This window comes from Carboxylicivirga taeanensis, from assembly GCF_051851475.1.
Taxonomy (GTDB): Bacteria; Bacteroidota; Bacteroidia; order Bacteroidales; family Marinilabiliaceae; genus Carboxylicivirga; species Carboxylicivirga taeanensis.
In genome coordinates this window covers 411,305-424,986 of record NZ_JBPUSJ010000002.1, presented here as the reverse complement: position 1 = coordinate 424,986, position 13,682 = coordinate 411,305, and the positions used below count along the sequence as shown (strand labels likewise).

The window sequence follows — 13,682 nt, the reverse complement described above, 5'->3', positions numbered from 1 at the left end:
GATTATTCCTGATTGGTGAAAGGGTGGTTGGAAATAACTGCCTCCAGGTGATTTCCTATGACAACATCTTTAGTGTACTGATCCAAAATAAGCTTTTCAGAGTCAGCAGCTTTTAAATCAGCCAGCGTCTGCCGGTATTGCTCTGTCAATTGCCGCACCTTTTCCACAGATTCACTGTAATAATCACTCCCGTTTTGCCGGATGGAATCGACAAAATTATCTTCCGCATTACGCAATATTGGCAGGATAAACCGCACACCGGTGGCATTCATGAAATGCGAACGGCTGTATTCGGGAAACGGCAATCCAGGGCTGTCATTCGACTCAAAATGAATGGCGGCTTCCGACCAGTTGATACACGATCGGATGACTTCCTTATAGTAGCTAAAATGATTGGGGTCCTGGCCCTGAAATACGCGTTGAATCAGAACATCAAACACCTCCTCTTCGAGTTTGAGCCTGTCTTCAAATTGCTGTATCAGTTCGTCTTCTTTGAGTTTGGCATACTGTCGTGCTCTAGACCTGACAGCCCGACGCTCCGCCTCGGCAACAGCCTGATCGGAAGCATACACCCGCAATGCAGCTTTGCTGGCTTCAGTCAAGCGTTTCATCACAAAACGAAAAGTAAAAAAGCCCCGGTTAAAATATTCGGGATCGGTGGTTTCCAGCACCGCCACACCTGTGATGCGGTTACCGTCCTGTTCCAATGTTTGAAAGTGCGTATCCCAGTTCTCCAAATCATCCCAGTTCCAGGCCTCATTCCAGTTATAATCATCACTGGTTCCATTGCGAAAATCAACGGTGGAGGCAGCCAAATCGAGCTCCCAGCCACCAGTTTGGTAGCTCGCTCCTACCGGAAAATCGAAGGTACCGGTTTGATAACGGTGGCGTCCTCGAATACCCAGCTCCTTTTCAATAATCGCCTCTTCGTACTCTTCAATGGGTCTCACCGGATCAATCACGTAGTTCTGTTGGATATAATCGAGCTGTGCTCTTTGTTTTCGGCGCCTGATGATTCTGTGCAGACTAATAAAAGGCGATGGAATATGCGGTGCCCACACAAGGTTAACCGCTTCCAAACTCACTTTAACATCTACCGGTGTGACCACCTGAAAGCTAAGCTCAGTGGTTGCAAAATCAGGATCCTTCCCCTTGGTTGTATAATTTTTTGAAGCATTACGCCCCACTTCATACGCACTGAGCGTGCGCTCTTCATTTTCCCTCGAAATATTGGTTAGTGTCAGATCTATTGTTTCTCTTCGCCGCTCACGAAGGGTATTTAGTAAGGTGGCCTCCGAACTGAAAGAGTTTTCATCCATCTCGCCACTTTCTGTCATGTTAGATAGCTCCGATCGGAAGCGATCAGAAGAAAAAACACCTCGCTCTGTCAGCTGATTAACGGCTGTACCCTGCGCCTGGCCGCTACTAATAAACTGACTGGAAAAGTGTGTTTCCGAAATGGTTAGCTCACTGTTGGGAGACACCGACACCGCACTAAACGGGCCTCTAAAAACAGGCTTCTGAATGAATAGTTGCAGCTTTTCCTGCCGCTGAAACGCCCACTCGCGGGATTGTGCAAGGGCACTTTCACCCGGTAAAGGCAGCAGGGCATTATCAATAATTTTTGCCTTATCGAGCTTTCCAATAATATACAACTGTACCTGCTTCTTAAAGGCTGCATTGGTCTTGTAAAGTTTGAAAAGGCCCTTTTCGGCAGCTCCCAATCCAAGCAGGTAGGCAAAAGCCTGATCGATCAACCTGCTAATTTCTTTTAACCGGTTTAGTGTAACCTGAAACTGATGTGCCAACTTCTGAGCAGTCTTGAGCAGATAGTCGGCTTCCCTAAACAGTGATGCTTCCACAAGCTCGCCTTTGGTGCGAATTATTTCATTCTCGATCAGATCGGGCATAACAGCATTGACTTGTGAAAGACCGTGCAAAATATTGCCCAATTTATAGGCGCGTTCCTGACTTTTAACAATTGCCTGCGCTTCTCCGGCCTTAAGGCGCAAGCCTTCACCTGTATGAAGTGAACTGAATGCAGCATTTGCTTCGGTCAGTTCTTCACGGGTGATTGGGCGGGCAACGATACGGCTATTCATCAACTCCAATTCACCCTCTTTAATATCGCTAATGGCCCTAATTGATTCATTGCCCAGCCGGGTTGAAGTGATGATAACAGGATGAGCTCTCACCACAGGAATGCTCCGGCCAGTCCCAATGGATTCATTAGGACTTCCTGCTGAACCTGCTGCCGGTTTATCACCGGTTCGAAAATCTGCCTTACTACCTGTATGCGGGCTTCTAAAAGCGGACAAATCAACCACAAATGCGTTTAAATAGTTATCCGAACTACCTAGTAAAGGTTGAAAAACAAGCTCTTCTCTCAACCAGGCAGCCGGCTGTTCAAGCACTCTCACATTCTTACCAAACTGCTCCTTATAGGCTTTAACCAGTTCAATTAAATGAACAGAAGCAGCATAATCCTTTAGTAAGCGCGCTATTAGTTTTACATACCGGTTAACCGCCAGCGGGCCTATTTTTGGATAAAGCACATTGGTGGTGTAGTAGGTTGTTAAAGCATTAGGCGAGTCGATAGATTCTGGAATGACACTTTGGGGGATTGAAGTTTTCATGATGCGACTATCTGTTTGATTGATAAAATTTTATTGTCGCATTTTAAGATACGTTATTCTCATTTATAAGGCAAATGCAATAGCTGACTTTGAAAGAACATCCTAATCGGATCGTAAAAAAATCCCCTGAAGAAAACCTCAGGGGATTCATTACCATCGAAAACTCATCGCCCGGAATAATGGGCATCAGCATTTCAACTTAGTAAGTATAGTGCGTATTTTCAACCTGAGTAAATTTCTCATCGCCCAACAAGCGATACTGCACCTTAGGGCCATTCCAGGCCTGCGGCCATCCGCCAATAATATTATTCAGGTAGATAAGCTTTACAGGGTGCTTTCCCTTTGATAAGGCAATGGTGGAATTATTGCGCGAGAAACGTTTCACTTCACCATCATTATTAATTAACAGCTGCTCTCCTATATAAAATTGATCGAGGTTTGTTTGGAATTCATAAATACCATCCTCTTCTATGCTTAGGTAGCCCGTATAGAGGTGTGCCGATGGATGGTGGTAATCACTCTTGCGGTATTTGGGGCCTTTATTGTCGATGAATCCATCGCGTGTTTGCCAATCAGACACCTTGTCCAATTCTGCCACTTTTATAAATGTACCTTCGGTGTATTGCTCTGAAAGGCCTACGTTTGTTGTTTCAACATCAACAGCAGGAAGCATTTTTGTTTTCTCTATTTGAATGGTTCGCACCCGGCTCATTTTTCCACTTGGCAGTACAGTGGCAATTTTAATGGTCTTATTCCCGGCAAAAATCAACGGCTGTTTATATTCTGTTGAATAAGCTGTTGGCTGACTTCCATCGGTGGTATAAACCATTGGATAATTGCGGGTATTTGAAAACTCCAGCTTCACATTATCAATAAAAACCACCTTATTAACCGGACCTTCGGGCAATGGAATATGGTAGTTAATCCCATGCTGATCCATGCGTACCAATTGATTATTGATACGGCGGGCAAAACTCTCATAATCTTTGTTCTCTTTAGCAGTCCAATTGACTTCGGCCAACGCCAGTAAGCGTGGATACACACGGTACTCAACCAATTCGGGCGTATACATATACTCAGTCCAGACGTTGCCTTGGGTTCCCAGCACATGCTTGGCCTTATCTTCTGACAGTTCTGCCGGAACAGGTTCGTAGTTATACGACTCCTCCAAGGTGGTGTAACCACCTATGGCCACCGGCTCCACCCGGTAATCGCCCTGATAGTGATCCAGATAGCACCAGTTTCCCGGCGTCATCACCACATCGTGCCCTTGCGAAGCAGCTTCAATGCCTCCTTTTTCGCCTCGCCACGACATCACAGCGGCCGACTCAGCCAAGCCTCCTTCAAGAATTTCATCCCAGCCAATCATTTTTTTACCATGAGCAATCAGTACCTTCTCAATGCGCTTCACAAAATAGCTCTGTAGCTCATGTTCATCTTTCAGCCCTTCCTGTTTCATGCGACGCTGACAATCTGCACATTCCTTCCAGCGGTCTTTTGGACATTCATCGCCACCAATATGAAAATACACGGATGGAAACAAGGCCACTACTTCATCAATCACATCTTCCAGAAAATGAAAAGTCTCCTCTTTTCCGGCGCAATACACATCCGGTTCAACGCCCCATACATTGCGCACCTTAAATGGTCCTCCGGTGCACGAGTATTCAGGGTAAGCAGTTAGAGCGGCCAAGGCATGACCCGGCAGTTCAATTTCTGGCACCACCGTAATAAAACGTTCAGCGGCATAATTAACAATTTCTTTCACTTCTTCCTGCGTGTAATAGCCGCCATGCTCGAACCCTTCGCCTTCGATACGGGGCGAACCCAATTCGATGAGTTTAGGATACTTTTTGATTTCTATGCGCCAGCCCTGATCTTCAGTCAGGTGCCAGTGGAAGGTATTCATCTTAAACATAGCCAGCATATCCAGGTGCTTTTTGATGTTTTCAACCGGCACAAAATGACGACATACATCCAAATGCATACCTCGCCAGCTAAATCGCGGTTCATCGCTAATTTCTACTGCCGGCACAGTCCAGTCCCTATTCCTGACAAGTGTTGGGCTTTCAATTTCAGCAGGCAGCAACTGTAAGAACGTTTGCAAACCGTAAAACGCGCCGTGTGGTGTTTTTGCTTTAATCACCACCGCTTGAGGTGTTACAGTGAGCTCATAACCTTCATCGTTCAGGGAAATAGTGTTATCCAGCTGCAGAGCTATGTAATTTTGAGCAGGTGTTTCGCTGCTAAACTCCAGCTCAAACCCAGTAGATAACCCCAGCTTTGCATTGATAAACTCAGCAACAGACTTGAAATCATCATCGGTTACTACCCACTGGGTAGTCTTATTTAAAACAAATTGCCCCTGCTGCTCGGTAAGCTGATTAGGGTATGGCACAATATTAATGCCCTCATTATAACTTTGACGCGGTGATTCTGATTGACATGCCATCAGCATTACTAATAAAAGAATACAAATGTAATTAGGAAGTCTCATATTGAATAACTGTTAATGATTGACGATTTGTTCGATAAATGAACAGAATAGTTCCAAAACTAACGAAAAGCAATTGATTAAGCGACTCATTTCTTTCTTTTCATTAACATCATCAAGATGAATGCTTTCGAAAACCAACGAATAATAACCCTCACCTACTCCATTTCTTCACAGCTCTGAACAATTTATCGTATCTTCGCAGCAGAAAACAAAAGAAATATGACACATAAAGCAGGCTTCGTAAATATTGTCGGCAACCCCAATGTAGGTAAATCAACATTATCCAACGAATTGGTTGGTGAGCGCCTATCGATTATTACTTCTAAGGCACAAACAACCCGCCACCGCATTTTTGGCATTGTTAATCAGCCAGAGTACCAAATCGTGTTCTCCGACACCCCAGGTGTATTGAAGCCTAATTACAAGCTACAAGAATCGATGCTTAAGTTTTCAAAATCGGCATTGACTGACGCTGATATCATTTTATATGTGACTGATACGTTTGAGAAACCCGATAAAAATGACGATTTCCTGAGCTCGGTACAAAAAACAGATATTCCGGTGCTGCTGGTTATTAACAAAATTGACTTAATAGACCAAAGTAAGCTGGACGACATTATTGATTTTTGGAAAGAACAGCTGCCCAAAGCCGAAGTATTTCCCATGTCGGCACTGCACAAGTTTAACGTACAAAACCTGTTCGACCGCATCATTGAACTACTGCCTGATTCACCTCCTTTTTTCGATAAAGAGTCGCTCACCGATAAATCAGAACGCTTCTTTGTGACTGAAATTATCCGTGAAAAGATTTTGATTCAGTACAAAAAAGAAATCCCTTACTCGGTTGAAGTAGAGGTTGAAGAGTTTAAGGAAGCAAAAGAACGGATTGAGATTCGTGCAATCATACACGTGGCCCGCGAATCGCAAAAAGGCATCATTATTGGCCATAAAGGCATTAAGCTCAAATGGGTGGGCATCGAAGCCCGTAAAGATTTGGAAGGCTTCTTTAAAAAGAAGGTGAACCTAACTACCTACGTGAAAGTAAGCAAGGACTGGCGCGACAAAGACAACTTCCTGCGTGGCCACGGCTACGAATTAAAATAGTAAAACCATCTAAATCAAAAATAAAGATTGGTCGTAAGCATAGGTTTAACTACCTTTGCAGCCCCGAAATAAAATAGAATTGTCATCATGGGAAATATAGTTGCAATAGTTGGCCGGCCAAACGTAGGTAAGTCAACACTTTTTAATCGATTAACCGGAACGCGTCAGGCGATTGTGGACGAGATGGCCGGCGTAACACGCGACCGCTTATATGGTAAGGCCTTTTGGAATGGAGTGGACTTTTCGGTAATTGATACCGGGGGCTATGCTACCAACTCGGATGACATCTTCGAAGAAGCCATCCGCAGCCAGGTATTAATTGCTATTGAAGAAGCCGACATCATTGTTTTTGTAGTAGATGTTGTAACCGGAATTACCGATTATGACGAAGGCGTGGCCGATATTCTGCGACGCTCGCAAAAGCCGGTGCTAATGGTGGTTAATAAGGTCGATAATAACGAGCGCATTGCTGAATCGAGCTACTTTTATGCATTAGGATTGGATAACTTATACCCTATTTCGGCCATTAACGGTGCCGGTACAGGCGAATTTCTGGATAAGCTGGTATCTCTGTTTCCGAAGAAGGAAAATGAGTTGGAGCTAGATTTACCAAAATTCACTATTGTAGGTCGTCCCAATGCCGGAAAATCATCCATCATCAACGCCTTTATTGGCGAAGAGCGAAATATTGTCACCCCAATTGCAGGGACCACGCGCGACTCGATCTTTACCAGATATAATAAGTTTGGACACGATTTCTTTTTGGTGGATACGGCCGGACTAAGAAAAAAAGCAAGGGTCAACGAAGACCTTGAGTTTTATTCGGTGATGCGTGCTATTCGTGCCATTGAGAACTCGGATGTGTGCATGCTGATGATCGATGCCACCCGTGGATTCGAAACGCAGGATCAAAAAATATTTAACCTGATCCAGAAAAACAAAAAAGGAATTGTGGTGCTGGTCAATAAGTGGGACCTTATTGAGAAAGATACCAATACAGTTAAGCAGTTTGAAGCAATGGTACGTGAGTCCATGGCGCCGTTTTCTGATTTTCCGATTGTTTTCACTTCGGCACTCACCAAACAGCGCATTCATAAAGCAATTGAAGCGGCCTTAAAAGTGTACGAAAATAAGAACACTAAAATAACGACCTCTAAGCTGAACGAAACGCTTCTGCCTCTGATTGAAAAATATCCACCCCCATCAACAAAGGGTAAGTTTATTAAGATCAAATACATTACGCAGTTACCAACGCATTCGCCAACGTTTGCCTTCTTTTGTAACCTGCCGCAATATATTAAAGATCCTTATAAGCGTTTTCTCGAAAATAAAATCAGAGAGCACTGGAACTTCAATGGTGTTCAGATAAATATTATTTTGCGTAAAAAATAAATTAAAGAAGCTATCAATGATAGCTTCTTTTTTATCGGTTCACACCATTCAAGTGATTAACCGAGTTGAAAACTTTTTGTCTATATTTGTTTGCAGTTGGGTTATCCCACTCCCTAACCAAGTATTAATGCAAACACTTTGCTCCTTTCATATGGAATTTAATTTCAACAAATACCTTCTAACTTTAATAATAAGTATCTCCTTTGCCTCTGCCAGCTTGGCACAAAGAACCCTTAATGGTCCGGACCAAATGGGTCGGGGACAGCAATTAGGAGAATCCGCCAATGATGAATCTAAAGCAAAATCGGAATACATCCCTGCCGATGTGCGAACCTGGCATCTAAGGGATGATTTCACGTTTAGCGATACAGTAGCCGTCGACACCATCAGCAATGGGTACCAGATTTACAACCCCATTTTTAAGCGCAGCATCGCACAGGCATGGCTCGGAAATATGGGAAGTGCCCACCAGTCCATGATATTTAGTGAGCAGCAAAGATATTATGGAAACCTGTTTTACAACTCGTTTCTGACCTACCTGCCACAGCCGGAAAAGCTACATTTTTACAATACCAAAACCCCATTTGTAAACCTCACCTATCATTTTGGTGGCCCCAAAAGCTATTCGGAAGAATACATCAGTGCCCTGTATACGCAAAACATTAACAAAAAAACAAATGTGGGGATTCAGTACCAGTTGAGTTCTTCGATTGGGCAATACCAATATCAAAAAGCAGAGAATCAGAACTTTAAATTCTGGAGCAGTTACAATGGCCGGCGCTACAACATGCACACCGCATTTATATACGCCCTTATTAACAACCAGGAGAATGGTGGGATAAGTCTCGACGCAACCGACATAAACTGGCCCGAATTGGATCCCAGAGAAATCCCAATGAATTTTGATGACAAGGCCAAACACAAAATCACAAATTATCAATTCTTTTACAACCATTCACTATCGATTGGGAACATTAATGTGCGTCAAAACGACTCTACCACCACCCAATTGCCGGTTAGCACCATCTACCATACCTTCAAATTCGACCAGGGAGAACACGAATATAACATCGCCGATTTACCCTTCTTTTACCAAACTGAAAATCCTTTTTACCCAATTTATTACAGGGACTCCTTACAAACAAGAGATAATTCAACCTACAGCAACCTGAGTAATACCTTTCAGATAAAATTTAATGAGGAAGCTAACTCATTACTGCGATTCGGTTTACGAGCCTACATTACAAATGATGTGAGGCAGTATAAAATGCCACAAGCTACCAACAAGCTGTTGGACGATAGCGGGAAAGAAATCCCAAACTACCAAACACAAGACTCTACGCTGATTACTTCTGCAATAGGCGGTCAGATATTTAAGAATCTGGGCGATAATTTCTGGTGGAATGCGGGTGTAAAGCTCTACTTTCAGGGCTACCGTGCCGGCGATTCGGAAATAACCGGAAGCCTTAACTCCCAATTTAGGATTCGCAAAGATACAGCCGGCTTTTTTGCCAACGGAGGTATTTACCTGCGTCAGCCGGAGCTGTTTGAAAACCAATACTTCTCCAACCACCTGCAATGGTCAAATGACTTTAACCAGGTAAAAAGCATTCGCATTCAGGGAGGTATAAGAATTCCGACCCGACGCTTTGAGTTAAGTGGTGGGGCGAATCTAATCACTGAACACATCTACTGGAAAGCAGACGGTATGCCGTATCAGACCAGCACAGTGCTGCAAGTTTTAAATGCTCGATTAAAAAAGCACTTTATATTTGGACGCGTTCACTTCGTTAATGATGTGGTTGTTCAATACACCAGCGATGAGGAGTACATTCCGGTACCCTTGGTGAGTCTTTATAACTCTACCTATTACCAAAACACCCTCTTTAAAGTATTACATTTTCAGATTGGATTTGATGCCCGCTATAATACCGAGTATTATGCTCCCAAGTACATGCCAGCGAGCGGCCAGTTTGTTAACCAAACGGAGCAAAAAGTAGGTAATTATCCATTCATCGATGCATTTGTTAACCTACAGCTGAAAAGAGCACGTATCTACGTTAAATTAGACCACGTTAACCAAGGCTATCCGGCAGAACCCTACTACTCAACCTATCAGTATCCGGGCAACCCGCGCAACTTAAAATTTGGCGTATCCTGGAATTTTTATGACTAAAGAAGCAACTTAATTGGCTTTTAATCAGTTCAATTAATTAACTTTGCACCTGATTTTAACAAGCTTATTATGCAAAAAATTGTCCTTTTATTAATTCTGGCTATCAGCTTATCTGCCTGCGTTGTTGATAAGGAAAAGAAAACAGCAAAGCAAAAGGAAGCCGCTGTTGCCATGGATTTGGATGAAATAATAAAAAGAGGTAAAATCAGGGTTGTAACCGACTACAACTCCACCAACTACTTTGTTTACAGAGGTCGCCCGCTTGGCTACCAGCTTGAACTGCTGCAAGCATTGAGCAATACGCTGGGGCTCAAACTGGAGATTGTTGTATCCAACGATGTGGAACAGAATTTCGAAAGCCTGCTAAAGGGAGATATCGACCTTATTGCCACCAATCTAACAATTACACGCGACCGAAGCCACCAGGTGGCCTTTACCGAACCACACTGTGTAACCCACCAGGTATTGGTGCAACAGAAGTCGACGGGAGATGATAAGCCATCCAAAGCAACAGAGCTGATACGCAACCAAATAGATCTGGGAGGAAAAACCATATATGTACAGGAAAACTCGGCCTATGTATCGCGCCTGAAAAGCTTGGGTAATGAAATTGGCGACAGCATCCACATTGTTGAAATACCCGATTACGAAGTGGAGCAGCTCATTGCCCTTGTGGCCAATGGAGAGATCCCTTATACGGTATGCGACGAGAACCTGGCACGTATCAATCTCAATTTCTATGATAACATTGATATTGAAACAGCCGTTAGTTTTCCGCAAAAAATAGCCTGGGCCGTTCGCCCTAGTGCCAAAAACCTGAAAGATCTAGTGGACAACTGGCTGATAAACTTTAAGAAAACTAATCAATACAAACGCATATACCGAAAGTACTTTATCAACAAGCGTTCCACCCATTTAGTCAATGCCAATTTTCACTCTATCAAAGGTGGTGTTGTATCGGATTACGATGCCATCATCAAAGAAGAGAGTGCTAAGTACAATTGGGATTGGCGACTAATTGCAGCACTCATCTATCAGGAATCGCGCTTTCTACCAGAGGTTGAGAGTTGGGCCGGTGCCGTGGGGCTGATGCAGCTCATGCCACAAACGGCCGAAAGCTTTGGTGTAGAGGAAATTACCTCCCCAAAAGATAATATACAGGGTGGCCTGAAGTTTTTAATATGGCTGGATAAGCGTTTTGCTGATAAGATAAGCGACCCTAAGGAGCGGTTGAAATTTGTTTTAGCGGCCTATAACGTGGGGCCGGGCCATGTAGAAGACGCCATGCGGCTAGCTGAAAAAAATAATAAGAATCCCTACATATGGGAAGACAACGTAGATTACTACCTGCTAAATAAGTCCAAGCCGTCGTTTTACAACGATCCGGTTGTTAAATATGGCTATTGCCGGGGAGAAGAGCCTTTCCACTATGTTAGTGACATTCTGGAGCGTTATACTCATTATAAAAATGTGCTTGCGGATTAGCAAATAATTCGCAAGCTGCAATAAGGGCAAGAAACTCACTCAGTATCATAGCGGTTGCACCCCAAATGACATAATCATCGATCTTATAAAAAGGAGCGTTTACCACTATACCGTTAATTGTGCGGGTAAAGCGATGGATGGTATCGGGAGCCAGCAAGCGGTTCAATGGCGCTTCTATTACTGTTTCCACCTCGCGCAGATCTGGAACAAAAACAGGTAATTCTCTGGTTATGCACACCTGAGGATACACAATAAAATTCGAGTTGGGTATGTACAGCGAGCTCATCTCACTGATAAATGTCAGATCGTTTCGGTTAATACCTACCTCCTCTTCAGCCTCCCTCAGTGCTGTATCTAAAAATGAAAAATCACTCTCTTCACATTTACCACCCGGCAGACTCACTTGCCCGCTGTGTGCTCCTTCGTATTTAGTGCGTTGTATCAAAGGAATGAACCATTGCCCATTTTTTTTATAAAGCAGAATAAGCACACTACTGGAACGTGCCTGTGTACAATCGTATTTTGTAACATGAGTGGCACGCACCGAAGGTGACATTCGCCTCTGTGCATCAACACCAGGAAGCGGACCTGTAAGTGCCTGTGTCAGCAGTTTTATTTCCTTGTCCATTGTCATTTACCTACAAAAGTAACTCATCAACCAGCTTGTTTGTTCTCTTTTAAGTTAAGGAATTGTAACGATTAATCCTATGGCTCTGCTGAATTTTGGGCATAAAAAAGCCGGGCGTTCCCGGCTATTTGTCCCATTTATTAACTTAAACCTTAATTAAGTATTTGGTCGTGTTAAATCAACAACCATACCATTTTAGCTAATTTATCTCCGAGCGAATAAAAAAATAGTGTACTTATTAGATTAATGCCTTGATTATCAAGGTTCATTAAAGGCAATAAAATTACAATACAAACACCATAAAAATTTTTACAGAGTTGCAACGTTAAAGTATTCGTCCGAATACGTACATCCGTGTATCCTTAACGGACAGTAATTTTTAATTAAATCGAATGGCCCGCACCGGAAGAATTCGGGAGACCAGATACGATGGCCCCAGCATCATTCCCATGGTGATGAACAAAACGCCGGCATTGAGTAGAAATAAATCAAGGGGCGTAATGTAAATGGGCACTGTGGACAGGTAATAGCTTGAGGGATCAAGCGTGATTATTTGAGTGTAATGCTGAACGATGCATAACAATATCCCGATGATATTTCCCCATAATAAACCCCGGCCAATTATAAACCCTGAAAGGTAAACAAAGACTTTTCTTAAACTCCAGTCTTCGGCTCCTAAAGCCTTAAGAATACCAATCATATTGGTACGTTCAAGGATGAGGATGAGAATACCAGATATCATATTAAAACTCGCCACCAATATGATGAGAACTAAAATGACATACACATTGGTATCGAGCAAATCGAGCCAGCCAAATATCTGGGGCTGCAACTGTTCTATGGTTCGGTTCCGCAGCATGGTTCCGTTTTCTTCAATTCGGGCACTGGTCAGGTAATAAATTGCATCGTTCACCGGATGCATTAAATCAAAAGATGTCACTCCCACTTCATAACCCGAAATTTGATTGGCTTCCCAACCATTGAGCTTTTGTATGTGGCGAAGATCAACGAATGCGAAGAGTTTATCGTACTCAGGGAAATGCGAGTTATAGATACCGGTTATGGTGAAACGTCTGGCAAGGGCTCTGTCCTGAATAAAATACATGCGAATATCGTCACCCACACTCAAGTTTAACAGTCGTGCTATATCCTCAGAAACAAGCACCTCATCCGAACGAATGGAATCGGTAAAAACCGGCAAACGCCCTTCCACCAGAATGGACTGAATAAACTCCCAGTCATAGCTGCTGTCAACCCCTTTGAGAACGACTCCCTGAATTAGTTCATTGGCTTTTATGATACCTGGCTTTGTTGCGAAGCGCTGCACATAGCTAACCCCTTCAATTTCTTGTATACTTTCCTCGAGCGATGAATCAATTGTAATTGGATTGGTTTCAGGCGAATAATTGTAATCGTAGCTCATTATTTGAATGTGCGAAGCAAAGCCACTGATTTTCTCTCGTATCTCCCCCTTAAAGCCGAAGCCTACTGCCAACGAGATGATCATGACCACCATCCCCAGGATGATACCCAAGGTAGCAACTTTGATAACTGGACCGGCCAGTTTTTTACCAACAAGACCGCCTGACGCAATTTTTTTCGCAATAAAAAGTTCGATATTCAATGTGCATGATTTTGTACAAAGTTAGAAAAAGACGGGAAAGAATAATGAGCCACCAATTAAATAGTCAACGGGTAACTGCAGCTTAGCCACCAGTTACCCGTTGTTTAAAAAAGTTTATGAGCCCGTACCGGCCTCATACG

8 protein-coding genes are annotated in these 13,682 nt (G+C 43.3%); 4 read left to right on the top strand and 4 right to left on the bottom strand.

Features of this window, described 5'->3' with window-relative positions:
* Positions 1–2: 2 nt before the first annotated feature.
* Positions 3–2,636 (bottom strand): hypothetical protein, encoded by a 2,634-nt coding sequence (locus ACSX1H_RS05280; RefSeq protein ID WP_439182719.1) that lies wholly within the window; start codon positions 2,634–2,636, stop codon positions 3–5.
* A gap of 199 nt (positions 2,637–2,835) precedes the next feature.
* Positions 2,836–5,133, bottom strand: a complete 2,298-nt coding sequence (locus tag ACSX1H_RS05275) for a family 20 glycosylhydrolase (RefSeq protein WP_439182718.1) — start codon at positions 5,131–5,133, stop codon at positions 2,836–2,838.
* A 219-nt stretch (positions 5,134–5,352) separates the two neighbouring features.
* Here ACSX1H_RS05275 and era point away from each other — a divergent pair, with 219 nt between their 5' ends.
* From era to ACSX1H_RS05255, 4 genes are all read left to right on the top strand, one after another.
* Complete coding sequence (gene era, locus ACSX1H_RS05270; protein WP_439182717.1) at positions 5,353–6,237, top strand: GTPase Era; 885 nt, start codon at positions 5,353–5,355, stop codon at positions 6,235–6,237.
* 87 nt (positions 6,238–6,324) lie between these two features.
* Positions 6,325–7,629, top strand: coding sequence for a ribosome biogenesis GTPase Der (der, locus tag ACSX1H_RS05265; protein WP_439182716.1), 1,305 nt, complete (start codon positions 6,325–6,327; stop codon positions 7,627–7,629).
* 127 nt (positions 7,630–7,756) lie between these two features.
* A complete protein-coding gene (locus ACSX1H_RS05260; protein ID WP_439182715.1) occupies positions 7,757–9,805 on the top strand; it encodes a putative porin in 2,049 nt (682 codons plus the stop codon).
* Positions 9,806–9,874: 69 nt separating this feature from the next.
* Complete coding sequence (locus tag ACSX1H_RS05255; RefSeq protein WP_439182714.1) at positions 9,875–11,290, top strand: MltF family protein; 1,416 nt, start codon at positions 9,875–9,877, stop codon at positions 11,288–11,290.
* Here ACSX1H_RS05255 and ACSX1H_RS05250 read toward each other — a convergent pair.
* Entirely contained in the window at positions 11,238–11,918 is a 681-nt protein-coding gene (locus ACSX1H_RS05250; protein ID WP_439182712.1) for an NUDIX hydrolase, read from the bottom strand. The two genes, ACSX1H_RS05255 and ACSX1H_RS05250, sit on opposite strands and share 53 nt — an antisense overlap.
* A gap of 379 nt (positions 11,919–12,297) precedes the next feature.
* The gene (locus tag ACSX1H_RS05245; protein WP_439182711.1) at positions 12,298–13,542 is read right to left on the bottom strand and encodes an ABC transporter permease; all 1,245 of its coding nucleotides are present in this window, start codon (positions 13,540–13,542) and stop codon (positions 12,298–12,300) included.
* Positions 13,543–13,682: the final 140 nt, after the last annotated feature.